Source organism: Streptosporangium sp. CA-135522 (genome assembly GCF_050949235.1).
GTDB lineage: Bacteria > Actinomycetota > Actinomycetes > Streptosporangiales > Streptosporangiaceae > Streptosporangium.
In genome coordinates, this window is record NZ_CP192026.1 from 6,274,577 (window position 1) to 6,298,948 (window position 24,372).

Consider the following 24,372-nt stretch of genomic DNA (forward strand, 5'->3'; position numbering starts at 1 on the left):
TCACCCGTTTGGAGGCTTCCCGTGGACGCGGTGTTGTCGAAGCTCTGCTCGCTGGTGTTCTGCCAGGTGGTGGCCGCTGGGAGCGGGCCGATCCGGAAAGGATGGCAGAGCCGAGTATCGAGCCTGCGGGAGATCACCCGAGAGGACGTCCTCGCCACGATGAAGCCCTACCACGGCGAGGAGGCACACCGGCTCATCGTCGCACTCCGGAGCATCTTCCGCGCACTCAAACAGGAGCGGCTGATCTTCGTCAACCCGACCCGAGGGATCTCGACCACCCGCCGACCGGCCTTGCCTGTGTCGTTGCCGTCCGACCAGATCGCAGGCCTTCTCGACCGTCTGGACAGCCCGGTGGCCCGATTGGCCGTGGTACCGGTGGCGCTCTACGGAATCCAGGTGGTCGACCTCCGCGGGATGGCCCTGGCCGATCTCGACCTCTCACGGGGGCGCATCACCATCAGGAGGAGTACCGGCCGGTGGATCATCTACCTCGACCAGGTGACGCTGGACGCGCTCGATGCGTGGCTACGCGAACGGCATAGGCGCTGGCCCAGCGCTCCCCATCCGCATCTTCTGATCAGCCGGCGAACCGCCGCCGACAGGCGAGTAGCGACAGCGATTGTCGGCCAGGTGTCCCGTGACATGCAACCTTGAGCATGCGTCATCGAAGTCTGAGCGATGCATCGATCGAGGTGTAGCTGTCCTGTTGGGATCGATCCGCCTTGCGTTGATCGAGCGAATGGCACTGCTCCGGTCACGGTAGGTCTGCCCAGGTGATGAGTCCGTGCCGGTGGGCGTAGACGGCTGCCTGCACGCGGGTCCGTAGTCCGAGCTTGGCGAGGATCCGCTCGATGTGGACCTTGACCGTGCCGGGCGAGATGACCAAGGCCTGGGCGATCTCGGCGTTGCTGTTTCCGGTGGCCAGGTGGCGCAGTACGTCGGTCTCGCGTGGCGTCAGCGTGCTCATCTCGTCGGTGGCCGGGCGCGGGGAGGTGGCCGCGAAGCGATGCAGCAGGCGGGGAGTTACCTGCGGGTCCACCAGCCCCTGCCCCTCGTGGGCGACCCATACCGCATCGAGGATCAGGCCAGGGTCGCTCTCCTTCAGCAAGAACCCGACCGCGCCCGCCTGCAGCGCGCCGAACAGGTATTCGTCCAGGTCGAACGTGGTCAGCGCGACCACGGCCGGTGCGGGGGCGAGGGCCAGAAGGTCACCGATCGCGGTCAGCCCGTCCATGCGCGGCATGCTGCGGCGGTTCGCTCCCGCTGTGCCCGTGGATGTGGTGGGCCGATCTGCCCCATGCGGACGGCGAACAGCGCTCGGGCAGCTGCCAGTGCGGTGGTGGCGTCGGCAGGAGCCGAGCCCCACGTGGGTACCCGGGCGGCGACCTGCTCAGCCTCGGCGGGCGTGTGGCCGGCGTCGATCAGTCGAGGGATGAGCAGCGCGACGTCGACCCAGGCCGCACCGGAGCAGGCCATCGACCAGTCGACGATCCGCGCGCGCCCGCTGTCGACGAGCAGGTTGTCCTTGTGCAGGTCGGCATGGAGCAGCATCCCCCCGACGAACTCGTCCAGGTTCAGGCTCTTGACGAGAGGCTCGTAGTGGCTGAGCTCAGTGGGGGCGTCGGTCAGGAGTTCCTCGGCTATGCGCAGGAGCCCGCGGATCTTTCCGGCCACAGGTGGGGCGGGCCACGGGCACGGGACGGAGATGGCGGTCACCGCGTCTAACACGGCGGGCAGGTCCGGCGATCCGGGGGCCAGGTCCGCGGGCTGGCCGGGCGCGTGCTCGAACAGGAGCAGGTGCCAGTCGGCGACGTCGGCCGTCCAGAGCAGGCGAGAGGCGGGGGAGCTGGCCGGCAGTGCTCGGGCGGCAGCGCGCTCCCGCAGCACGTGCACGTCGCGGCTGGATCGGCCAGCAATAGGGATGGGGCTGCCGGTGAGGGCGTCGCGCCGGCTGAACTGAATCACAAGTTTCCGCAGGTCAGTAGCCATATAGATGGGCTCGCTGCTACCTTCCCCGCATGGTCGATCGGGAGAGCCGCAGCCGGGACTATCGGCGTTGGTCATGCCACGGCCAGGTCGGATGGAGGAGACAGGCGATAAGTGGGAGCCGTATCGGCTGATCGCTCCGGACGGGCAGGTGGTCGCGGCGGCCGCGATGTGCTTCAAGGAGCTGCGAGCGTCGGGAAGCCCGGCGACGGCGACCCGCTCCTACGGCATGGACCTGCTGCGCTGGTGGCGTTTCCCCATCGCAATTGAGATTTCATAGCATCGCGCCACCCTGGGCGATGCGCGGGACTTCATGCTGTGGCTGCTGGCTACGTCGGTGACGACGAGAGCCACTCTGGCCTTCCTCGTTGCCGAGTATGGGGGTCGGCCCACATCGGCGTCCCCGCGCGATGCCCTCCGCCCAGCGGCGGCCACCGGCCGGTCCTGCTGGCGCTAGCCTGGCACGGCTGACCACAGTCGGGAGGGGGAGCGGGAATGATCCGCGTGCTCGTCGCGGAGGACCAGCGCATCCTGCGGGAGGCGCTGGTCGGCCTGCTGGATCTGCAGGACGACATCGAGGTGGTCGCCGCCTCGGCGACCGGGACGGCTGCCGAGGCGGCGGCGCTGGAGCACCGGCCCGACGTGGCGATCCTCGATATCGAGATGCCCGAGATGTCGGGACTGGAGGTGGCCGACCGGCTGCAGGCCTCGCTGCCCGACTGCCGGATCCTGGTCCTGACCGGCGTCGGCCGTCCTGGTCACCTGCGCCGGGCGGGGGCCGCGCGGGTCGCGGGCTTCATGCTCAAGGACACCCCGCTCAGGCAACTCATCGACGCGGTGCGGATCGTGGCCGCCGGGGGCCGGGTCATCGACCCGCAGCTGGCGTACGCGGCCCTGGACATCCCGGGCAGCCCGCTGGGCGAGCGGGAGGCCGAGGTGCTGCGGCTGATCGCCGACGGGCACGAGCCCCGAGACGTCGCCGAGAAGCTGCACCTGTCCTACGGCACCGTCCGCAACTACCTCGCCTCGGCGATCACCAAGCTGTCCGCACGGAACCGGGTGGACGCGATCCGCCTGGCGCGTGAGGCGGGCTGGATCTAGACCGTCACGGACAGCGAGAACCACCCGCCCTCGGCCCTGGCCTGGAGGGCCCCTCCGGCCTCCCGAGCCCGGGAGGCGAGGTTGGCCAGACCCGAGCCGCCCTCGCGGGTCTGGCGGGCACCGTCGTTGCTCACGCGCAGCCGTACGGTCTCGCCCTCGGCTGTCAGCTCGATCTCGCAGACATGCGCATCCGCATGCCGTACGACGTTGGTGATCGCCTCGCGCAGCACGGTGGCCAGCAGGTGGTCGGCGGACGGTGGGACGGGCACCGACACCCGGGTGCGGACCTTGACTCCGGCGGCCTCCAGCAGCGAGCGGGCCGCCTCGATCTCGGTGGCCAGCGCGAGCTCGGCGGGCTCGCCGGTGATGGACCTGAAGTCAGCCAGGGCACGCCCGGCGATCCCTGCGACGTCGGCCAGCTGGGCGGCGCGCTGGTCGGCGGGCAGGTGCTCGGCCAGTTCGCCCTTGAGCGCGATCGCCGACAGGTGGAAGCCCAGCAGGTCGTGCACGTCCCTGGCCACCCGCAGCCGCTCCCTGACCACGGCGAGCCTGGCCAGTTCGGCGCGGGCCTGTTGCAGACGGCGGGTCAGGACGGGCATGCGGTTGAAGGCGTAGATCGTGAGCGCGCTGTCCACCGTGCCCGTCGCCCAGTAGACGGCGTTGACGCCGGTGGCGAGCTCAGCACGCGACAACGCCGGCAGCAGCACCAGCACCGTGAAGATCGGCGCCGACCAGCGCGGGCGGAGCCTGAGCACGACGGCGCCCGCGATGAGATTGGCCGCCAACGTCAGGACGGCGTAGGGCCCGGCGGACAGGAAGATCCCCACGAGCAGCGCCAGTTGCAGGCCCAGCGCCCACCGCCACCACCGGGGGACGCCCTCGTCCGGTCGCGGGGCCGTGAGATAGAGCGTCAGCGCGGCGACGAGCGTCGTGATCACCGACAGGCCCACCAGCCAGGCCGCCGAGGGGGACGGCGGGTGGTTGCGCGCCTGCCACGCGAAGTTGGTGTAGGCCATCCCGAGGTGGCAGGCGATCATCAGGGCCAGCATCCGCCAGGCGAAGTGCCTGGGCACCTCCAGCTTCGCCGCATCCTCGGCCTCGGCCCGCCGCCTGACGGGAACCCACAGTTCCGCGACCGGCCCGGGTCCCAGCCGCAGGCCGCGGATCCGGCCCAGGTCGGCCTCGCCCGTCCAGCTCACGCGCAGCCGTACCGTGTCGTCCACCTCGATCCGGCACTCGCTCACCTGCCCGGCGAGCAGGGCCATGACGATCAGCCGCAGCGCCGTACCGAAGGACGGGTCGGTCCCCTCGGGCGGCATGCCGCGGACCTGGACCGCCACACCCGCCGCCGCCAGCACCGACCGCGCTGCCGCCAGTTCATCGCGCGGGGTCCGTGACCGGAAGCCCTCGGCCACCCGGCGCGCGCCGGCCAGCGCGCGACGCGCGACCGTGACGATCTCGCCCGGCTCGGCGCCACCACGGCTCAAGAGATCGATCGACGACAGGTCGGCGCCCAGCGCCTGTCGCAGGTCCCGCTCCGCGCGCAGCCGCTCACCAAGGACCTCGAGCGGCACGAGCTCTTCGCGTACGGCATGAGCCCGCCTGATCAGGTCCCGCATCCGGCTCAGCCCGAACAGCCAGATCCCGGTGTTGGCGCTGAAGGCGACCATACCCACGAGGATGTTGACCATGTCAGCGGGAGACAGGGCGATGCGGATCGCGGGCTCGCCGAGCACCGTGAGTGCGATCAGCACCCATTTCCGGCGGCCCGCCGGCAGCAGCGCCACCATCGAGTAGAGGAGCAGGCCGCTGATCGGCCCCCAGGGCCGGGGGATGAACGCATACGGGAGGAAGGTGATCACGGCCTGCCCCACCAGCAGCCCGCTCGCCAGACGGCGCGGCACCCAGCCCCCGATGACCGCGGCTGTCGAGGCGATGAGCACCACGATCAGCGCGATGCCGATGAGGAGTCCCGCAGTCGACAGCCCGTTGTTCCCGATCAGGTAACTGATCCGGGCCGCGGCGATGACGAGCAGGCACGCGAAGGGGGCCGCGTTGGCGAGCCAAAGCGGAAGGCTGTCGCGCCGGGAGAATGCCACGGGAGTCCTTCCGATGTGCAAATTGCACACGAATCGTATGCAATGAGCAGCCACCACTCAGACACCAGAGGGCACGAACCGGTGCGATAGACACCGACACCCCGTCCACCCCTTTTGCCACGCTTTCGTCATCGGCAAAGGTATGGAACGGAGCATCATGACCATCTTGGTTGCCGCGGCCACCACGCCCGTAGGCCGCTCGATCGTCGAGCAGCTCGTCGCCACCGGGCGGGACGTGCGTGCCCCTGACCCGCGATCCCTCCGCTCCGGGAGAAGACGCTGTGGACGATGTTGTACGAGACCGCCGCCCGCGAAGTACTCGGCCTGGACCTCGAAGACCTTGACCGGCGCAACCGACGCGCCAGGGTCATCCGCAAGGGCAGCGCGGTCGACATCATCGTCTGGCAGACCTCGCCGCCGCGCCCGGCTGGACATTGCACGCCCTACGACACTCCGCGCTCACCCACGCCGCCGAGAACGGCGCCAACATCGGCACGCTCCTGGCCTACTCCGGCCATGCCTCTGTCGCCAGCCTGGCCTGCTATACCCGGGTCTCACCCGACGCCCTCACTCGCTGGCAAGCCCGTCGCGATCCCCACCGCCGAGACCGACCAGGCCGGACTTCTCTCCGCGGCCCGTTTCTACCGTATTCCGGTGGCACCCGCTCCAGGAGGGGCAAAGGAGCGATTTGGTGATGTTATCTGCGTCTTGACAAGTCTGTGGGCATCGTCGAATCCGGCGTCAGGGATATCCCGGCACTCGACGGGCAGTCACGTAGGTCCGTAAGGCCCGGTGTTCCGGCAACCGAGGACAAGTTGGGGTGCCGTTAACCAATGCGCCACCGGCCGCCATGTAGGTGCTGATCTATCGAATAGGCGACACCCGATTACGCGAGGTCGCCAATGCTGGACCGTCTTCGTTCGGCTGCTCTGGCGACCCGCTCACACTCACTTCACCATCGACTGGGACACTCAGACCGCGATCTGTTCCCAGGGCAAAACCAATGTTGTGTGGCGCTCGGATCTCAGCTCCAGGGGAACACCGGTGATCCGGGTAAAGTTCGCGGCTCGCGACTGCAATCCCTGTCTGCTGAAACGGCACTGCACGCGATCGTCAAAGGGCCGCTACCTCACCCTTCGTCCCCGAGCTGAGCACGAGGTCTTTGCCCGGGCAAGGATTAAGCAGGCCGATCCTGTCCGGCCCTGTCGAATGCCGCATCTCCCCGCAGGGGGCCATGATCCTCGACCGGATCGCCGGCATCCTGCTGACCTCCATCGCGGTCATCCTGCTGACCAACGGGTTCACCGACCTGGTCCTCGCGCGCCTGAACCGATGACCGTTCACACCCACCGGCACGTCTCTCACGGCGGTGGCAGCTCTCCCGAACCTCGGACGACGAGCTCCACCGGAACGGTCACCCGTTGCCGGGGGCGGCCCGGATCCCGCACCCGGGCGAGCAGCAGCTCCACCGCCATGCTGCCGAGGCGAGTGACGTCGTAGCGCACCACGGTGACCCCGGGCGTGAACACCCCCGCCATCTCGAAATCGTCGAATCCGACGAAGGCCGGGCGCGGCCCCGGGTAGTTGCGCAGGGCCTGTATGAGCCCGATCGCGGCCCTGTTGTTGGTCATGAAGAACGCGGTCGGCGGGTCGGGCAGCGCGAGCAGCCGCAGCACCTCCTGCTCCACCTGCCAGGGGTCGAACACACCGGTCACGCACAGCGCCGGATCAACGGCGACTCCGGCGGCGCGCAGTGCCGTACGGTGTCCCTCGGCCCGGGCGCGCACCGAGCTCAACGGGTCGTTGTCCGAGATGAGGGCGATCCGCCGGTGACCGTAGGCGAGCAGGTGCCGGGTGGCGAGCAGGCCACCCGCCTCGGCGTCGAGCAGCACGGCGTCCGTGTCGGGCAGTCCCTCGGGCACGCGGTCGACGAACACCGCGGTGAGCCCGCTCGCGAGATATTCGGCCAGCCAGGTGTGATCCCCGGCGGTGGGGACGATGACCATGGCGTCGACGCCCCTGCCGTACATCGTGTCGATGAGCATGATCTCGCGGTCGGCCCGCTCCTCGTAGCTGCCGAACACCACCAGGGCCTCGTGGGCCGAGGCGGCCGTCTCGATGGCCTTGGCCAGGCGTGAGTAGAACTCGTTGGAGATGTTCTCGATCACCAGGCCCAGGGTGAGGACCGAATCGCCGCGTGCCAGCCGGCTGGCGGCCTCGTTGCGCCGGAAGCCCAGCGCGGTGATCGCGTCCTGGACGCGTCGCACCAGGTCCTGCCGCACGTGGGGTTCCTGATTCACCACTCGGGAGACCGTCTTGAGGCTGACCCCCGCGTGCTGGGCGACGTCGGCCATGGTGGTTCTTCGGCGGTTCATCCCCGTCCTCTCCTGAATCGCCCGCGCGGGCTCCCCGGATCATGTTGTACCTTGCGCAGTCATGAACGGACACATCAACGATGACTGGATCTGCGGCCGGTACGGCGAGGACGAGCCCTGGATGCTGGGCGCGGTGAACCCGCCGGTCTTCGAGAACTCCCTGTTCACCTTTCCCACGGTGCAGGCGCTGTCGGAGAGCCTGCCGGACGAGGACGAGAACTACGTCTACTCGCGCGGCACGAACCCCACCGTGGACCTGCTCCAGCGCAAACTCGCCGCGCTTGAACGGGGGGAGCGGGCCAAGTGTTTCGGGTCCGGGATGGGCGCCATCTCGGCGACGATCTCCTCGCTGGTCTCCGCGGGCGACCACGTGATCGTGGTGGGAGCGATCTACGGCCCGACCACCCAGTTCCTCCGCTATCTGGAGAAGTTCGGGGTATCGCATACGACGGTGCACACCGATAATCCTGACGTGCTTGACAGCGCTGTCAACTCGCGGACTCGAATGGTATACCTGGAGTCGCCGTCGTACATGCGCTTCGGGATCATCGACCTCCGCGCCTTCACCGGGTGGGCGCGTGAGCGGGGTCTGACCACGGTGATGGACAACACCTGGGCGACACCGATCTTCCAGAAGCCGCTCACCATGGGCGTCGATCTGGTCGTGCACGCGCTGTCGAAGTACATCGGCGGCCACAGCGACCTGATCGGCGGCGTCGTGGTGGGCTCCACGCGGCTGATCCGGCCGATTGCGCTGACCGAATACCAGTTGTACGGCGCCGCCCTGTCGGCGCACGAGGCGGCGAAGGCGATCAAGGGGCTGCGTACCCTGCCCGTCCGCATGCCGGCGCACCAGGAGCGCGGCCTGCGGGTGGCGGAGTTCCTCGCCGAGCACCCGGCGGTCCGCGCGGTCAACCATCCCGGCCTGCCAGGTCATCCGGGACACGAGCTCGCCCGCGCGCAGATGACCGGCTTCTCCGGTCTCTTCAGCATCGAGCTGGACACCGAGGAGATCGCGGAGGTGACCCGTTTCGTGAATGCCCTGCGCCACTTCCGCGTCGGCGTCTCGTGGGGCGGATTCGAGAGCCTGGTCATCGCGCCCGCGCTCACCGTGCGGGAGTCCCTGCGGGCCACGATGGGGATTCCGCTGGGGTTGGTCCGGCTCTCGGTGGGACTGGAGGAGGCCGACACACTGATCGCCGACCTCGCCGAGGCGCTGAAGACATCTTGACGAATCGCGGACGTCTCCATGTAACATCCCCGTCATTCAGCGCTATGACAGCGCTGTCAATGGACCATCTCTGGGGAGACCATGAGAAGACTCCGCAGGCTCGCCATCCCGCTGGTCGGTGTGCTGGTCATGGCACCGGCCGGCTGCGGTTCCGACGACACCGCCGGCACGGTCCGGCTGCGCATGATCGAAAGCCTCACCAGCCCGGACCGCACCAAGCTGATCAGGCAACTGCTCGCCGACTTCGAGCGGCAGAACCCGGGGATCAAGGTCGAGCTGGTCTCGCCGCCCCTGGAGAACGCCGACCGGAAAATCACCCAGGTGCTGCAGACCAAGAAGGACCTCGACGTGCTGGAGGTCCGCGACTACACCGCCAAGGCGTTCTCCAACAACGGCTGGCTGGCCGAGATCCCGGTGCAGGGCTGGCCCGGCTGGAGCGGGCTGACCGAACTCGCCAGGAAGAAGGCGGTCGAGGTGGGCGGCAAGCCGTACCTCATCCCCTACGGCTTCTACGAGAAGGTGCTCTTCTACCGGTCGGACTGGCTGCGCGAGGCCGGCGTCGCGCAGCCGCCCACCACGTGGCAGGAGGTCTACGACACCGCCAAGAAGTTGACCGACAAGGGCAGGCGGCGCTACGGCTACTCCTTCCGAGGCGGCAAGGGCGGCTTCGACTACGCCGTCCTGATCGTCAGCGCGTTCAACGGCGACAAGGTGGACCCGGGCAGGTCGTTCTTTCTGAAGGACGGCAAGACGATCTGGTCCACGCCGGAGGCCGCGCAGGCCATGAACCTGTTCCTGAGCCTGTTCAAGGAGGCTTCCCCCGCCGACTCGGTCTCGTGGAGCTTCCCGGAGATGGTGCAGGGCTTCACGGCCAACGTCACCGGCATGCTCATCCAGGACCCTGAAGTGATCAGGACGGTCCAGGAGAGCGGCATCGCGAAGGACGGGTGGAGCACCATCCCGATCCCCAAGGGGCCTGGTGGGTACGCGCTGCAGCCCGTCGGATACGCCGGCTGGGGCGTGACGTCCTTCAGCACGCACAAGGCCGAGGCGGTCAAGCTCGTCGAGTTCCTCAGCGGGGACGCGCAGAGTACGAAGTTCGCCAAGGGCAACTCGCTCATCCCGATCGCCACGGCCGCCCAGCAGGACCCCCAGTTCTCGGGGGGAGCCTGGAAGGCGTACCTGGACGCCCAGCAGGACGACAAACAGGTGATCACGGTTCGGCCGGTCGACTACCCGGGGTGGAGCGAGTGGCAGCAGGCCGCCGACAAGGACATCCAGTCCCTGCTGACCGGTGACAGGACGGTCGCGGACGTACTCAGCGCCTGGGACGCGTTCTGGACCGATCAGGCGAAGAAGAAGACGTCGTGACGGCGGTCAGGGAAATCGGCTCGCGCGGGCGGTCCGCCGCCCGCGCGGCCCGGCCGGCCTTCGACGGGCGGCGAGCCCGGTTCATCGCGCTCTGTCTGCTGCCCGGGGTCGTGTTCGTCGCCGCGTTCACGTACTACCCCATGGTCCGGGGCGGTGTGATCGCGTTCCAGCGCTACAACCTGTTCGACCTGACGGCCACGCCGTTCGCCGGGCTGGAGAACTTCCGCGCGGTCCTCGCCGACGACCGATTCTGGACCGCGCTCGGCAACACCGGGATCTGGGTGGTCGTGTCCCTGACCTTCCAGTTCGTGCTCGGCTTCGGCCTGGCCCTGCTGCTGCGGCGGCACTTCCGCGGTCGCGGGCTCTACCAGGCGTGGGTGTTCTTCCCCTGGGCCATGTCGGGCTTCCTCATCGGGTTGCTGTGGCGCTGGATGTTCAACGGCGAGTTCGGCGTCGTCAACGACCTGCTGATCAAGGCCGGCCTGGTCGACGAGCCGATCGGCTTCCTCTCCTCGCCGGGGTGGGCGATGGCCTCGATCATCATCGCCAACGTCTGGTACGGCGTGACGTTCTTCGCCATCATGATCATCGCGGCCCTTCAGTCGGTGCCACGGGCACTGTACGAGGCGGCGGACGTCGACGGAGCCTCCCGGGTCAAGCAGTTCGTGCACGTGACGCTGCCGGCGATCCGGACCACCCTGGTGCTCATCGTGCTGCTGCGGATCATCTGGATCCTCAACTTCCCCGATCTCATCTACTCGATGACCGGCGGCGGCCCGGCCGGGAGCACGCACATCGCCACGACCTACCTCATCGAGCAGGTGCAGAACGGCGACTACGGGAAGGCGGGCGCGGTCGGTTTCTTCGTGCTCGGGCTGCTGCTGTCGTTCAGCGTCTTCTATCTCAACGCCACCCGATTCGAGAAGGCGAGCGACTGACCCGTGCACCGCCCGACCTCGCTGATCGCCCGGACCGCGAAGGCCGTCGTCCTCGGTATCTGGTTGCTGATCACTGTCTTCCCGCTCTACTGGATCCTGGTCACCTCGCTGAAACCCACCCCGGAGATCTTCGCGGTGCCGTTGCGCTACCTGCCCGGCAACGCCACGCTGGACCACTACCGCGAGTTGTTCTCCTTCTCCTCGTTCGGCACGTATCTCGTCAACAGCCTGATCGTTTCGCTGGTGTCGGGCGTCGTGGTCACCGTGATCGGTGTGCTCGGCGGCTACGCGCTGGCCCGTTTCCACTTTCCCGGGCGTGGCGCGCTCATGCTCGCCTATCTGGTCACCCAGATGATCCCGCTGTTCATCGCACTGGGCCCGCTGTATCTGATGATGTCCGGCCTCGGGCTGCTCAACCGGCTCAGCGGGCTGATGCTGGTCTACGTCGCCATGCTTGTGCCGTTCTCGACGATCATCATGCGCGGCTTCTACGAACGCATTCCGACCGCGCTCGAAGAGGCCGCCATGGTCGACGGATGCTCGCGGCTGACGGCGATGGTGCGCGTGGTCGTGCCCGTCATGCTGCCCGGCATCGCCGCCACGTTCATCTTCGGCTCCGTGCAGTGCTGGAACGAGCTCTTCCTCGCTGTCACCTTCATCGACAGCGAGGAGACCAAGACCATCCCGGTCGCGATGAACTCGTTCATCACGCAGTACGACATCGACTGGGGCCCGATGGCGGCGGCCACGGTGGTTTCGATCATCCCTACGCTGGTGCTGTTCTCGTTCGCCCGCCGCTACATCGTGGAGGGTCTCACGTCCGGCGCGGTCAAGGGCTGAGCGATCACCTGGCGGGGACGCTCGACGCGCGGGTGGCCGTCGTTCAGTCGAACCGGATGTGTTCGACTCCGGTCCACGCCCGGCGCAGGCGTCCCCGCGACATCCCGTCCGTGTTCGAAGCGAGCCGCAACCCGGCCGAGGCGGCGATGTGGTCGGCGGCCGGGAGATCGTGAGGTGATCGGTCCACACGTGTTCGGCGAACTCCGCCTCGCGCAGTCGTTCCAGGCACAGGTCGAGTTTCGACGTCGCAGATGACGCTGCCGGGGAGCCGGCGCTGGAGCTCGTGCGCGGTCTGGGTCTTGCCGCCGCCGAAGGGACCATTGATCCACAAAAGCATACGCAGACTCTACGAGCTATGAGTGTCCGGCGGTGAGCGGGGCGCGGCCGTGGACGGATACGACGTCCTGACCTGGGATCGTGTCGGTTCCGGCGATCGCTGCTGAGATTGTCGGACTGCTTCGTTATGTTGCCGCCATGGCGGAATTCGTATTGGTCGCAGGGGCGTGGCTCGGATCGTGGGCATGGGACGAGGTGGTGCCGGAGCTGCATGCGGCCGGCCACGGCGCCCACCCGTTGACGTTGTCCGGCCTCGCCGACAAGCAGGGGTTGCCGGCCGGGCAGCAGACCCATGTCCAGGACATCGTCGACGAGGTCGAACGTCACGATCTGCGCGACGTCGTCCTGGTCGGGCACAGCTACTCGGGCATCCCGGTCGGCCAGGCCGCCGAGCGGATCGGCGACCGGCTGACCCGCGTGGTCTTCGTCGACTCCAACGTCCCGACCGAGGGCGAGTCGTTCGTGTCCGGCGGGCCGGACGGCGGAGCGACGCTGAAGGCCTCGATCGCCAAGGCCCAGGGCTTCTGGACGCCGCTGGCCGCGGCCGACTACGACGGCCAGGGGCTTACCGACGAGCAGATCGCACGGATCGTGGACGGCTCGACACCGCACCCGGGCGCCACACTGACCGAGCCGGCCCTGCTGGCACGCCCGCTCGACGAGCTTCCGGCGACATACATCAAATGCCTGCTCGACGGCGACAAGCCGAGCGACGACGTGGCCAGGCTGCTGACCAGCGAGCACTGGCGACTGGTCGAGATGGACACCGGCCACTGGCCGATGTTCTCCCAGCCACGCGAGCTGGCGCGGATCCTGCTCGATGCGGCCGTGGCGTGAGTGTTCGCGCTTCGTCGACCCGCGCGGTGGGCCAGTAGTTCTCGGCGTCGCCCCAAATGCGGACGATAGCTGCGGAATCAGGCCAGGCACACCGGGGTGTCCCGCTGTGAGCAGTCACAACAGGACACCGCGGTCCGACCCGGCCTGTCGTGAGCAGTCACGGTCGGACCGACTCGGCCTGACCTCTCACGATGGGCTTGACCACCCGGTAGCGGCCCCGCCCCATCGTGTAACCGAACTGGGCGTTGACGGCCAGCATGGCGGCGTTGGACGCCTCCACCTCCGTGCGCAGACGACGAATGCCGAAGCCTTCCAGCCTTTGCGCCGCCACCTGCTTGAGCGCCCGCGCGATGCCACGCCCGCGCCAGTCGCGGGTCACCCCGGTGTAGTCCACGTAGGCGGTGTGCGGGTCCTCGGTGGTGAGGAGGAGCCCCTGCTCATGAAGACGGTGTGTGGCCTCGCGTGAACGACTGACCGCGTCGTCACGCGACCGATCCGCCTCTCGGCGCATCTCCCTGTCCCGCTTGGCTTCCACAGCGAGTTCCTCCCCAGGGCGGGAACCACCGTGATCTTCCGGGTAGTCGCAGGCCGGTCATCTATGTCGGCATCGAGGCGAACGGCCGGCAGATCACGCGCCGTCTCCTCGACTTGATCAAGCCGCCGGGCCGCTTTCGGAGGCTCGCCGGCCGGGGCAGGCGATCTCGCCCATCTCTCCCGAAGGGGCACCCGGCTGGACGGATCACCGCTCCGGCCCGGACCGCCCGGTCGAAACGTCCAGACCCGGTTGCGAACGATCCGCGGAGGAGCAGCATGCGGGAATGTGAATGACAACGACCTTCTCAACGGCCGCAGATTCGTCATGGTCAGCTCGACGGCGAGCGCGGTGGCCCCGGACGGGCCCACCGAGTTCGCCTACCGGGAGTCCGGCGGCGTCATCTGGGGCGACTACACCGGCGACACCGTGGTCCACGGGCACTTCGTCGGCACCAGGGACGGCGACCTGATCGAGCTGTCCTACGTCCACCTGCTCAAGAACGGCGAGCGCGCCGGCGGGCAGAGCAGCAGCCGCATCGAGACCCTCCCCGACGGCCGGCTGAACCTGGTGGAGGAGTTCCGGTTCGCCGGGGACGACACGGCCCACGTGAGCGTGTGCGCCGAGGTCGTCTGACCGGGGCCAGGGCCGCCTGACCGGCAGGACCGGCCGGTACCCGCGAGGATCGGCCGGTACCGCGAGGGCACGCCGTATCGGCCGGTCAGACGTCCCGCTGGAGCTGGGCGCGGCCCTCGGCCGCGCCCACGAAGCGCATCTTGCCCAGGGGGACCTCCTCACCGGTCGATCCGGTGGCGCCGGGGTCCGGGGCGGGGCGGCGGGGCGAGCGGCCGGGGCCGCGGTCACTCGGCAGGACGTAGGGCCGCCTGAGCACTTCGTCCAGGATGAAGACGGTCTCGGTGGCCTTGACCGCCGGGATGTTGGCCAGCCGGTCGGTCACCATCGTGTGCACGGCGGCGACGTCGGTCACGCGGACCTGGATCATCGCGTCGTGCTGGCCCGTGGTGATCGCGCAGTACTCCACCTCCGGCATCTGGGCGAGCTGGGCGCGGAACTGGCGCCACATCTGCTGCCGGACGGTCACGAAGATCAACGCGGTGATGCCGAGGCCTGCCCGGACATGATCGATCTCCGCCGTGAACCGCTTGATGGCGCCGTCGGCGCGCAGCGCCTCGAACCGCGTGTACGCGTTCGCCCGCGAGATGCCGACCCGCTCGGCCAGGGCCGCCACGGAGATCCTGCCGTTGTCGCGCAGCACCTCGAGGATCTTCAGATGTGTCGCGTCGAGTTCCAGGCCGATGCCGATCCGTCCAGGTTGACCGCTCTCCTGAGCCATGTTCCTAGATGTTTCGGTCATCGCTATACCCCTTACGTCAGGTTTGTCTCAGCTTAGTGCCATGAGCTGGACTTTCTGCCTGACAATCCTGGACGATCGTCCACCAAACGTCCACATGGCCCATTTTCGGAGGACACAGAATGGCGATCCGTTCACGGCGCTCCGGAGCGAAGGCAGCTCTGCTGCCGGTGCTGCTCACCGGCGCCCTCGCCCTTGCCGCCTGCTCCAACGGCGGTTCGTCCACGACGTCCCAGAGCGGCGGCACCGCCGGCGCGAAGACGCTCGTGATCGACACCTCCTTCGACCTCAAGACGGCCGATCCGGGGCGCACCTACGAGCCGACCGGCCTGACCCTCGGCAAGGCGGTCTACGACACCCTCCTCACCTTCGAGGGATCCGACGTCACCAAGCCGGTGCCGTCCCTGGCCGAGTCGTTCGAGCTGTCGGCCGACGGCAAGGTGCTGACGCTCAAGCTCCGCCAGGGCGCCACGTTCGCCGACGGCTCGCCGGTCACCGCCGACGACGTCGTCTTCTCGCTGAACCGCGTGCGCGACATGAAGGGCACGCCGTCGTTCCTGCTCGACGGCGTGGAAGTGGCCAAGACCGACGCGAACACGATCACGCTGACGTCGAAGAAGGCCAACCCCGCGCTGCCGTACATCCTGCCGAACCCCGCACTGGGCATCCTCAACTCCAAGGTGGCCAAGGAGCACGGCGCCACCGCCGACACCGGCGACAAGGCCGAGCAGTACCTCAACTCCACCTCGGCGGGCTCGGGTCCGTACACGATCGAGTCGTTCAACGTCAGCAGCCAGGTCGTGCTCAAGGCCAACCCGAAGTACTGGGGCCAGGCCAAGCCGGTCTACGACAAGGTCGTGCTGCGCAACGTCGAGGCCGCGACGCAGAAGCTCAACATCTCCCGCGGCGACAGCCAGGTCGCGCTGAATCTCTCCGGCGACCAGGTCTCCGGGATCGCGGGCAACCTGGAGGTCAAGAAGACGGCCTCGGCCAACGTGATCTTCCTGCTCGCCAACCAGGACTCCTCGGTCAGCAAGACCACCTCCAACCCCAAGTTCGCCGAGGCCGTGCGCAAGGGCGTCGACTACGCGGGCCTGCTGGAGCTGGCCGGCGAGGGCTCGGTGCAGGCTCCCGGGGTGATCCCCTCGATGCTGCTGGGCGCGCTCCCGCCGGACCAGGCGCCCAAGCGCGACGTCGAGGGCGCCAAGGCGGCGCTCAAGGAGAGCGGCGTGACCGACCCGACGGTCAAGCTGGAGTACCCCAGCGAGCTGACCGTCAACGGCCTGTCCTTCCAGCCGCTCGCCGAGCGGGTCCAGGCCAACCTCAAGGAGGTCGGTATCAACGTGGAGCTCGCTCCCGCGCCGATCACCACGGCCCTGGACAACTACCGCAACGGCAAGGAGGAGCTGGGCCTGTGGTACTGGGGCCCCGACTACCCCGACCCCAGCGACTACCTGGCGTTCCTGCCGGGCAAGCTCGTGGGCCTGCGGGCCGGGTGGAAGGCCGGCGCCGACAAGGAACTGGAGGCGGCCGGCGAGAAGGCTGCCACCGCGATCGGCGACGAGGCCAGGAAGCAGGCCTACGTCGACGTCCAGACCAAGCTGAACGCCTCCGGCCCGTTCATCCCGCTCATCCAGCCCAGCCAGAACATCGTGACGGCCAAGTCCGTCACCGGCCTGGAGTTCCACCCGGTGTGGACCGTCGATGTCGCCGACCTCAAGTAGCGACGACCAGAAGGGGAGTACGGCCCGGCGGCAGCCGGGCCGTACCGGCCGCCGGAGCCCGCTGATCCGCTTTCTGGCCCGCCGGGTGCTCACCGCGCTCCTGCTGGCCGTGGGCATCACGCTCGTCACCTTCGTGCTGACCAACCTGGTCCCCGGCGACCCCGTCTCGGCCAACCTCGGCCAGCGGGCTCTCGGCGACCCGGCGATCGTCGCGCAGTGGCGGGCCGAGCACGGCCTGGACAAGCCGCTCCCCCAGCAGTACCTGCTGCACCTGAAGGGGGTCGTCCAGGGTGACCTCGGGACGAGCCAGCAGAGCCACCGCCCGGTCCTCGACGACCTGGCGGAGTTCGTGCCGGCCACGCTCGAACTGGCCGGCGCCGCGATCCTGATCTCCCTCGTGGCGGGCGTGGCGTTCGGCGTGATCGCCGCGCTGCGCCGGGACCGGCTCTCCGACCACCTGCTGCGGGTCCTCAGCCTGATCGGCATCTCGGTGCCGACCTTCTGGCTGGCGCTGACGGCCTTCTACGTCTTCTTCTACCGCCTGCAGGTCACCCCGGGCAGCGGTCGCATCGACCCGAGCATGAGCCCGCCCCCGCACGTCACCGGGCTGTACACCGTCGACTCCGCGCTGGCGGGACAGTGGGAGGTGTTCTCCTCGGCGATCGGTCACCTCATCACCCCCGCGCTGGTGCTGGCTCTCTACACGATCGGCCTGCTCACCCGGTTCACCCGGTCGGCGGTGCTGGAGGTGCTGGGTCAGGACTACGTTCGCGCCGCGCGGGCGAAGGGCCTGCCCTCCCGGGTGATCCTGTTCCGCTACGTGCTGCGCTCGGCGCTGGTGCCGATCATCACGGTCGCGGGCCTGGCCTTCGGCAGCCTGCTGTCCGGCACCGTGCTCGTCGAGGCGATCTTCGCCTGGCCGGGTGTGGGCCAGTACGCCTACAAGAGCGCGACCACCCTCGACCTGCCCGCCGTGATGGGCGTCGGCCTGGTGGTGGGCGGGGTCTACCTCGTCATCAACCTGATCGTCGACGTGCTTTACGGCGTCATCGACCCCAGAGTGAGACTCCAGTGAAACTCCCCCAAGCCTGGCGGCAGCCGCTGGCGATCGTCGGCGGGGTGATCGCGCTCGCCTGGATCGTGATCGCGCTGGCCGCCCCGCTGCTGGCGCCGCACGACCCGCTCGCCCAGGACCTGCCCCGGCTGGCCTCTCCCGGACCGGGTCACTGGTTCGGCACCGACCAGCTCGGCCGGGACATCCTCAGCAGGGTGATGTACGGCGCGCGCCTGTCGATCCCGTTGACGCTCCTGCTGGTCGTGCTGTCGGTGCTGGTCGGCGGCCTGCTCGGCGCCTGCGCCGGATACTTCGGCAAGTGGGTCGATGAGACGATCATGCGGTTCGCCGATCTCGTCTTCGCCTTCCCCACCGTGATCCTGGCCATGGTGGTCGCCGCCGCGCTCGGCGCGAGCCTGACCAACGCCGTGCTCGCCGTGCTCGTCGTCGCCTGGCCCGCCTACGCCCGCGTCACCCGCGGCCTGGTGCTGGGCGTGCGCGAGCGCGAGTTCGTGGTGAGCGGGCGGCTGCTCGGCTTCTCCGCCTGGCGCTCGCTGCGGGTGGATGTGCTGCCGAACGTCACCGGGCCGATCCTGGTGCTCGCGACGCTCGACATCGGCACCGCGCTGCTGCTGCTGTCCGGCCTGTCGTTCCTGGGGCTCGGCGCGAAGCCGCCGTCGCCCGAGTGGGGCGCGATGGTCGCCGGCGGCGTGGAGGTCTTCGACAGCTGGTGGGTGGCGACCTTCCCCGGCCTGGCCATCCTGACCGTCGTGCTGGCCTTCAACTTCCTGGGCGACACGCTGCGCGACGCCCTCGACCCGCGGACGGCCCGCGCGATCAAGGAGCGTGCGCTGTGACCCTCCTCGCCATCTCCGATCTGAAGGTCTCCATCGGCGGGAAGGAGATCCTGCGCGGCGTCGACCTCGACCTGCGGGCGGGCCGCGTGCACGGCCTGGCCGGGGAGAGCGGCTCGGGAAAGACCATGACCGGCCTGGCCGTGCTCGGGCTGCTCCCGCACGGGGCCCGCACCACCGGACGCATCGCCCTGGGAGAGCGCGACCTGCTCGCCATGCCGGCCAAGGAGCTCAACACGGTGCGCGGCGGCGAGGTCGCCATGGTCTTCCAGGACCCGGCGACCAGCCTGCATCCGATGCTCTCGGTCGGCCGCCAGCTCACCGAGCACATGCGCCACCATCTGGGCCTCGACAGGAAACAGGCGCGGGCCAGGGCCGTCGAGCTGCTGGGCCAGGTGCGCATCCCGGGCCCCGAGTCGGCGATCGACCGCTACCCGCACCAGTTCTCGGGAGGCATGCGCCAGCGCATCGCGATCGCGATCGCGCTGGCCTGCTCGCCGAAGGTGCTCATCGCCGACGAGCCCACGACCGCTCTCGACGTGACCGTCCAGGCCGGAGTGCTGCGGCTGCTGCGCGGGCTCTGCGACGACCTGGGCCTGGCCGTACTGCTCGTCACCCATGACCTCGGCGTGATGTCGGCGGTCGCCGACGAGGTGAGCGTGATGAAGGAGGGGCTGGTCGTGGAGACGGGCCCGCGCGGCCAGGTGCTGCGCGATCCGCGCCACCCCTACACCCGCGCCCTGCTGGAGTCGTTGCCCGGGGAGACCTCATGACACTGCTGACCGTGGACGACCTCGTCGTCGAGCACCGCACCGCCGGCCGCCCCCTGGTGCGGGCCGTGGCCGGAGCCAGCCTGACCGTCGCGGCCGGCGAGGTCGTCGGCCTCGTCGGCGAATCCGGGTGCGGCAAGTCGACGCTGGCCCGCGCGGTGTGCGGGCTCAATCCGGCCGCGGCCGGGTCGATCACCTTCGACGGGCACCCGGTGACCCCGCTCGGCCTACGGCGCAGGGACCGGTCGCTGGCCGGGATCCAGATGGTCTTCCAGGACCCCTACGCCTCGCTGAACCCGCGGCGCCGGGTGGGCGCGCAGATCGCCGACGGGCTGCGCAGCGCCGGCGACACCGTGACCACCCCCGCCGACCTGCTGGAGCGGGTCGGCCTGCCCCGTGACTTCGCCGGCCGCCATCCGCACGAGTTCTCCGGCGGCCAGCGGCAGCGGATCGCGATCGCCAGGGCGCTCGCCGCCCGGCCGACCCTGCTGATCGGTGACGAGCCGATCTCCGCGCTCGACGCCTCCGCCCAGGCGCAGGTGGCCAGGCTCATGCGGGATCTCGCGGTCTCCTCCGGCGCAGGTCTGCTGTTCATCAGCCACGACCTGTCGGTGGTACGGCTGATCGCCGACCGGATCGCGGTGATGTATCTCGGAAAGATCGTGGAGGTGGGCCGCACCGCCGAGGTGTGGGCCGATCCCCGTCATCCGTACACCCGGGCCCTGCTGGGCGCGATTCCCGCGCCCGACGGCGCCGGGGTGCTCCCGGCGGAACTGCCCGGGGACGTGCCCGACCCGGCCGATCCGCCGCCCGGCTGCCGGTTCCATCCGCGGTGCCCGGTGGCGATGGACGTCTGCCGGGAGAGCGAGCCCGCGTTCGGTCCCGTCGCCTGCTGGCTGCACGAACCTGCATGATCGAGGAGGTGCGCCTCAGGATGGCCGAGGAGGGGATCGACGCCCTGGTGTTGCGCCCCTCCCCCGACTTCCGCTACCTGGGCGGGCAGGGCGACGGATACCTCGTCCTGCCCCTCGATGGACCGCCCGCCACCGCCACCGGCCCGCTGGAGGCGGCGGCCCTCCTTCCCCCCTCGGCCCGCCGCGTCGGGGTGGATCCCGAGATGCGGGCCCGGGAGCTGTTCTCGCTGCGGGTGGAGGCCGAGCTCGTGCTGGCCTCGGTCGTGCTCGCTCCGCTCCGGCTGCGCAGGGAGCCGGCGGAGGTGGCTGCGATGGAACGGGCGGCCTCGGCGGCGGACGCCGTCCTGCTCATGGCCCGCGAGCTGGCGTGGTTCGGCACCACCGAACGCGCGATGGCGCGGCGGCTGTGGGCCATGATGGTCGAGACGGGGTGCGAGGAGGTCCTGTCGGTGCTCGTGGCGGCCGGCGAGCACAGCGCCGTACCCCGGCACGTACCGTGCGACCGTGTGATCAATCCGGGTGACGCGCTCCTGGTCTCGGTGTGCGGCAGATGGGGAGGCTACTGCTCGGAGGTCGCCCGCGTGTTCGCCGTCGCCGAGCCGCCGGAGGACTTCGAGGCGATGTACTCGGTCGTCCTCTCGGCGCAGCGCGCCGCCCTCGACGCGTTGCGGCCCGGTGCGCCGGCGGCGGAGATCGGTCGGATCGCCCTGGAGGTGATCGAGGGAAGCGGCTACGGCGACTACGCCACCGAGCGGCTGGGACGGGGCGTCGGTCTCGGCCAGGATGAAGGCCCCTGGCTGGCCTCCGGTGACACGACCGTGTTCGTGCCCGGCATGACGGTGTGCGTCGAACCGGCGATCTACCTGCCCGAGCTGTTCGGCGCGCGGGTGGCCGACGTCGTGGTCTGCACCTCCCAGGGAGCGCGGCGGCTCAGCGGGAGTTCGCAGGCCCTGCACGTCATCGACCACTGAACGGACCGGACCGGTGGGCCCGCGCGCCGGCCGCCGAGCGCGGGAGGGGCGCCGATGCCATCGGTTCTGCGACAGACCTGCTTGCTCACACCAGCCGGACCCTGTCGTGGTCGTCCTGGGACTCGGACTCTTCGGCGATGCCCCGGCTTCCTCGAAGCTCTCGCCGCAGGGTGAGGGCGTAGTGCAGGTAGTCCTGCGCCAGACGGGTGCGGCCCGCCGACCGGTGCAGCTCGCCGAGCGTCTGTACGGTGGCCGCCTCCCCGCTCCGGTCACCGAGCCGCTGGAAGATCAGCAAAGATCGCTCCAGCTGGTCGGAGGCGTGCGACTGGTCGCCGCGGACCACCTGGAGACCGCCCAGGCCCTGCATGGCGTAGGCCCCGCAGTGGAGGTCGCCGAGACCTTCGAAGATGTCCAGCGCGCGCCCCTGGAAACGCATCGCCCGCTCGGGATCGGCTTCCAGGTCGTGCAGCCGTCCGAACTGCATGGACACGCAGCCCTCACGGTGGGAGTCACCGAGCTCCCTGGCCAGTCGCAACGCGCCGTTGAGCCACTTCGACGCCTGGCGCAGGTCGCCGGAGGCCAGGCAGACCCGCCCGATCGCCTGCCGCGCGTAGGCCTCACCGCTCTGATCGCCCATGGCGAGGAACATGGTCAGGGCCTGCCGGAAGTAGGTCAGCGCGTTGAGATGATCGCCGCAGAACTGGCTGACCGCCCCCAGCCCGCAGATCGAGGTCGCCTCCCCTCGCGTGTCTCCCAGCTCGTGGAAGATCGCAAGGCATCGCCTGAACATCTTCGTCGCCTCGGCGTAGCGGTCCTGGTAGAGGCACACCTGGGCCAGCCCGCGGAGCATGGCCGCCTCGCCGTAGCGGTCCTCCGCCAGGTGCGCGGCCTCCAGGGCGATCCGGTGGGTGGACTGCCATTCGTCGAAGTGGCAGCGGAGGTCGAAGTAGGGGACGAGGGCCGCGGCCAGTCCCCAGGCCGATTCGGCCAGCCCGGCGTCGGCGGCCAGGCGCACCGCTCCCACGAGCGCCTCGTGCTCGGCGTCGAACCATGACAGCGGGTCGGCGGTCAGGCGCCCGAGGGTGTCCTCCGCCAGATTCCAGCGGGTCGCCTTGGCGGACGTCAGGCTGAAGAGCGTGGTCGGCAGCCGCGCCGTGGCGCTCTCGGTGGTGGCCATCCACGCTCCCAGCACCCGGATGAGCGCGTGCCGTTCCGCGTCGCCGCCGGCCTTCTCCCTGGCGTTGCAGCGAACCAGGTCGTGCAGCCGGTAACGCGGCTGGCCGATCGGGTCCGTGCCGACCAGCTGGAGCAGGTTGACGTCGACGAGGACGTCCGTCACGTCGTCGGCCCGGTGCCGGTCCAGCACGGCGTCGATCACCCAGCCGGGCAGGGACTGCGGGCCGAGGAGCCCGAGCCCCCGAAAGGCCCGGGCCGCGTCCTCGGGTAGCAGCCGGTAGCTCCGGTCGAAACTGACCCGCAGCTCCAGGTCTCCCGCCCGTAACTCGCTGAGCCGGTTCGACTCGTCCTCCAGCCGCTGCCGCAGCACTTCCAGCGACCACATGGGCCGCCCCGCCAGCCGCGCTCCGGCGATCCGGACTGCCAGCGGCAGGTATCCGCAGGCGCGCAGAATCGCCGCAGCGGCTTCCTTCTCCCTGTCCAGCCGCTGTGGGTCCACGATCCTGGCGAGGAACTCCTCGGCCTCCTCCGGCGACAGGACGTCGAGTTCGAGCTGGAGCGCGCCGGGCAGCTCGGTGATCCGCCGCCGGCTCGTCAGGAGTACCGCGCAGCCGTTGCCGGGCAGCAGCGGCCGTACCTGGGCGCCGCCGGCGGCATCGTCGAGAAAGACGAGCATCGGGCGTTCGGCCAGCATGGACCGGTACAGCGCGGAGCGTTCGCGCACGGTGCCCGGCAGGCCGGACTCCTCCACCCCCAGGGCTCGCAGCGCCTCGGCCAGCAACTCGCCCGGGTCGGCCGGCACCTGCTCGGTTCCGCCGAGATCCAGGTAGAGCTGCCCGCCGGGATAGGCGGCCCGTACGGCGTGCGCGCAGTGCACGGCCAGCGCCGACTTGCCCACGCCCGGCGCGCCCACCACCGCGACGATCGAGGGCGGCCCGCCTGGCGGCCGCTCCACGGGTGACAGCGCCCGGGTCAGGGCGGCGACGGCCTCGGCCCTGCCGGTGAAGTCCGGCACGTCCGGGGGGAGCTGGTGGGGTGTCGAGGCGATCGTGGTGGGGGGAAGGGGGGATGACGTGGTCGCGGCGGCGGGCAGCGGCCGCTCGGGCACGGCCGAATCGGTCGGGGGCTCCCCCGCCAGGACCGCCGCGTGCACACGGCGCAGATCTGCGCCGGGCTCGATGCCGAGTTCGCTGACCAACTGCTGCCTGATCGTGGTGTAGGCCTGCAGGGCCTCGGCCTGCCGGCCGCTCCAGTGCAGGGCGAGCATCAGCTGCTGCCAGAGATCCTCGCGGAAGGGGTGCTCCTTCAGCAGCCCGCGCAGCTCGCCGACCGCGTCGTTGTACTGCCCCCGAGCCATCCTCAGAGCGATCAGTTCTTCGACGACTCCGAGCCGTGACTCCGCCAGCGCCTGTAGCCGCCCGTCCCAGAGCGGGCTGCCTGGCAGGTCGGCCAGCGGGGTGCCACGCCACAGCGCGAGCGCCCGGCGCAGCCGGTCGAAGGCTTCGTCCGTACCGCCCGTCACCCGCGCCGCGGCGATCAGGTCCTCGAAGAGCAGCACGTCGAGCTGTTCGGGCGGCAGCTCGATCATGTAACCGGGCGGCCTTGCCTGGATCCGGGTGCCGGCCGCCTCCAGCACACCGCGCAACGAGCTCACGTAGGTGCGGAGGTTGGCATGGGCGGACCGGGGCCGGTGCCGGGGCCAGAGCACTTCGGCGAGGTGATCGGCGCTGACCACGTGGTTCGCGTTGAGCAACAGTGATGCCAGCAGGACTCGGGGCTTCGTGCCGGCGATGCGGAGAGGCCGTCCCGAGGTCTGGACGTCCAAAGTGCCGAGCACGCTGAATGTGGGCTTATCAACCAACATGACCGCATTTACTCCTCGTATGGAGAC

At 69.6% G+C, this 24,372-nt stretch carries 22 protein-coding genes and 2 pseudogenes; 17 read left to right on the forward strand and 7 right to left on the reverse strand.

Annotated features, from left to right (window positions below; all coding sequences use genetic code 11):
- Positions 1-21 precede the first annotated feature (21 nt).
- Positions 22-654 carry a hypothetical protein gene (locus ACQPYK_RS30040; protein ID WP_433238022.1) on the forward strand — a complete coding sequence of 211 codons (633 nt, stop codon included), beginning with the start codon at positions 22-24 and terminating at the stop codon, positions 652-654.
- A 100-nt stretch (positions 655-754) separates the two neighbouring features.
- On the opposite strand, the gene ACQPYK_RS30045 is transcribed toward ACQPYK_RS30040, so the two are convergent.
- Together ACQPYK_RS30045 and ACQPYK_RS30050 are read right to left on the reverse strand one after the other, a co-directional pair.
- The gene (locus ACQPYK_RS30045) at positions 755-1,234 is read right to left on the reverse strand and encodes a LuxR C-terminal-related transcriptional regulator (RefSeq protein ID WP_433238025.1); all 480 of its coding nucleotides are present in this window, start codon (positions 1,232-1,234) and stop codon (positions 755-757) included.
- Complete coding sequence (locus ACQPYK_RS30050) at positions 1,222-1,965, reverse strand: phosphotransferase (protein WP_433238028.1); 744 nt, start codon at positions 1,963-1,965, stop codon at positions 1,222-1,224. Before ACQPYK_RS30050 ends, ACQPYK_RS30045 begins: the two co-directional genes overlap by 13 nt.
- Before the next feature lie 115 nt (positions 1,966-2,080).
- On the opposite strand from ACQPYK_RS30050, the gene ACQPYK_RS30055 reads away from it, so the two are divergent.
- Positions 2,081-2,266, forward strand: coding sequence for a hypothetical protein (locus ACQPYK_RS30055; protein WP_433238031.1), 186 nt, complete (start codon positions 2,081-2,083; stop codon positions 2,264-2,266).
- 215 nt (positions 2,267-2,481) lie between these two features.
- Positions 2,482-3,087, forward strand: a complete 606-nt coding sequence (locus ACQPYK_RS30060) for a response regulator (protein WP_433238034.1) — start codon at positions 2,482-2,484, stop codon at positions 3,085-3,087.
- On the opposite strand, the gene ACQPYK_RS30065 is transcribed toward ACQPYK_RS30060, so the two are convergent.
- A complete protein-coding gene (locus ACQPYK_RS30065) occupies positions 3,084-5,186 on the reverse strand; it encodes a sensor histidine kinase (protein ID WP_433238037.1) in 2,103 nt (700 codons plus the stop codon). The genes ACQPYK_RS30060 and ACQPYK_RS30065 overlap by 4 nt on opposite strands.
- A 398-nt stretch (positions 5,187-5,584) precedes the next feature.
- On the opposite strand from ACQPYK_RS30065, the pseudogene ACQPYK_RS30070 reads away from it, so the two are divergent.
- Positions 5,585-5,881 (forward strand): annotated as a pseudogene (locus ACQPYK_RS30070) (tyrosine-type recombinase/integrase); the annotation flags it as partial.
- A gap of 97 nt (positions 5,882-5,978) precedes the next feature.
- Positions 5,979-6,359, forward strand: a pseudogene (locus tag ACQPYK_RS30075) (transposase); the annotation flags it as partial.
- A gap of 188 nt (positions 6,360-6,547) precedes the next feature.
- Here the strand turns inward: ACQPYK_RS30075 and ACQPYK_RS30080 are convergent.
- Positions 6,548-7,561 carry a LacI family DNA-binding transcriptional regulator gene (locus tag ACQPYK_RS30080; protein WP_433238040.1) on the reverse strand — a complete coding sequence of 338 codons (1,014 nt, stop codon included), beginning with the start codon at positions 7,559-7,561 and terminating at the stop codon, positions 6,548-6,550.
- A 61-nt stretch (positions 7,562-7,622) separates the two neighbouring features.
- Here ACQPYK_RS30080 and ACQPYK_RS30085 point away from each other — a divergent pair, with 61 nt between their 5' ends.
- The 5 genes from ACQPYK_RS30085 to ACQPYK_RS30105 all read left to right on the forward strand — a co-directional run bounded on the left by ACQPYK_RS30085 (position 7,623) and on the right by ACQPYK_RS30105 (position 13,114).
- A complete protein-coding gene (locus tag ACQPYK_RS30085; RefSeq protein ID WP_433238043.1) occupies positions 7,623-8,792 on the forward strand; it encodes a trans-sulfuration enzyme family protein in 1,170 nt (389 codons plus the stop codon).
- Between the two features lie 81 nt (positions 8,793-8,873).
- A complete protein-coding gene (locus ACQPYK_RS30090; protein ID WP_433238046.1) occupies positions 8,874-10,163 on the forward strand; it encodes an ABC transporter substrate-binding protein in 1,290 nt (429 codons plus the stop codon).
- Positions 10,160-11,101 (forward strand): carbohydrate ABC transporter permease, encoded by a 942-nt coding sequence (locus tag ACQPYK_RS30095; RefSeq protein ID WP_433238049.1) that lies wholly within the window; start codon positions 10,160-10,162, stop codon positions 11,099-11,101. Before ACQPYK_RS30090 ends, ACQPYK_RS30095 begins: the two co-directional genes overlap by 4 nt.
- A 3-nt stretch (positions 11,102-11,104) precedes the next feature.
- A complete protein-coding gene (locus ACQPYK_RS30100; protein WP_433238052.1) occupies positions 11,105-11,941 on the forward strand; it encodes a carbohydrate ABC transporter permease in 837 nt (278 codons plus the stop codon).
- Between the two features lie 474 nt (positions 11,942-12,415).
- Positions 12,416-13,114, forward strand: a complete 699-nt coding sequence (locus ACQPYK_RS30105; protein WP_433238055.1) for an alpha/beta fold hydrolase — start codon at positions 12,416-12,418, stop codon at positions 13,112-13,114.
- A 157-nt stretch (positions 13,115-13,271) separates the two neighbouring features.
- On the opposite strand, the gene ACQPYK_RS30110 is transcribed toward ACQPYK_RS30105, so the two are convergent.
- Positions 13,272-13,649 carry an N-acetyltransferase family protein gene (locus ACQPYK_RS30110; RefSeq protein ID WP_433238058.1) on the reverse strand — a complete coding sequence of 126 codons (378 nt, stop codon included), beginning with the start codon at positions 13,647-13,649 and terminating at the stop codon, positions 13,272-13,274.
- Positions 13,650-13,934: 285 nt separating this feature from the next.
- Between ACQPYK_RS30110 and ACQPYK_RS30115 the strand changes: the two genes are divergently transcribed.
- Positions 13,935-14,282, forward strand: a complete 348-nt coding sequence (locus tag ACQPYK_RS30115) for a hypothetical protein (protein ID WP_433238061.1) — start codon at positions 13,935-13,937, stop codon at positions 14,280-14,282.
- Positions 14,283-14,367: 85 nt separating this feature from the next.
- Here the strand turns inward: ACQPYK_RS30115 and ACQPYK_RS30120 are convergent, their stop codons facing one another.
- A complete protein-coding gene (locus tag ACQPYK_RS30120) occupies positions 14,368-15,021 on the reverse strand; it encodes an Lrp/AsnC family transcriptional regulator (protein ID WP_433238064.1) in 654 nt (217 codons plus the stop codon).
- A 119-nt stretch (positions 15,022-15,140) separates the two neighbouring features.
- Here ACQPYK_RS30120 and ACQPYK_RS30125 point away from each other — a divergent pair, with 119 nt between their 5' ends.
- Genes ACQPYK_RS30125 through ACQPYK_RS30150 form a run of 6 tightly spaced genes read left to right on the forward strand, consistent with a single transcriptional unit; the run spans position 15,141 to position 21,305 of the window.
- Complete coding sequence (locus tag ACQPYK_RS30125; RefSeq protein ID WP_433238067.1) at positions 15,141-16,742, forward strand: ABC transporter substrate-binding protein; 1,602 nt, start codon at positions 15,141-15,143, stop codon at positions 16,740-16,742.
- Positions 16,723-17,817, forward strand: coding sequence for an ABC transporter permease (locus ACQPYK_RS30130; protein WP_433238070.1), 1,095 nt, complete (start codon positions 16,723-16,725; stop codon positions 17,815-17,817). Before ACQPYK_RS30125 ends, ACQPYK_RS30130 begins: the two co-directional genes overlap by 20 nt.
- Positions 17,814-18,653 (forward strand): ABC transporter permease, encoded by an 840-nt coding sequence (locus ACQPYK_RS30135; protein WP_433238073.1) that lies wholly within the window; start codon positions 17,814-17,816, stop codon positions 18,651-18,653. The genes ACQPYK_RS30130 and ACQPYK_RS30135 overlap by 4 nt, the downstream gene beginning before the upstream one ends.
- Positions 18,650-19,423, forward strand: a complete 774-nt coding sequence (locus ACQPYK_RS30140) for an ABC transporter ATP-binding protein (protein WP_433238076.1) — start codon at positions 18,650-18,652, stop codon at positions 19,421-19,423. Before ACQPYK_RS30135 ends, ACQPYK_RS30140 begins: the two co-directional genes overlap by 4 nt.
- Entirely contained in the window at positions 19,420-20,334 is a 915-nt protein-coding gene (locus ACQPYK_RS30145; protein WP_433238079.1) for an ABC transporter ATP-binding protein, read from the forward strand. The genes ACQPYK_RS30140 and ACQPYK_RS30145 overlap by 4 nt, the downstream gene beginning before the upstream one ends.
- Positions 20,335-20,342: 8 nt before the next feature.
- Positions 20,343-21,305: a M24 family metallopeptidase gene (locus tag ACQPYK_RS30150; protein WP_433238082.1), complete on the forward strand. Its 963-nt coding sequence runs from the start codon at positions 20,343-20,345 to the stop codon at positions 21,303-21,305.
- Between the two features lie 85 nt (positions 21,306-21,390).
- On the opposite strand, the gene ACQPYK_RS30155 is transcribed toward ACQPYK_RS30150, so the two are convergent.
- A complete protein-coding gene (locus ACQPYK_RS30155; protein WP_433238085.1) occupies positions 21,391-24,345 on the reverse strand; it encodes a BTAD domain-containing putative transcriptional regulator in 2,955 nt (984 codons plus the stop codon).
- Between the last annotated feature and the right edge of the window lie 27 nt (positions 24,346-24,372).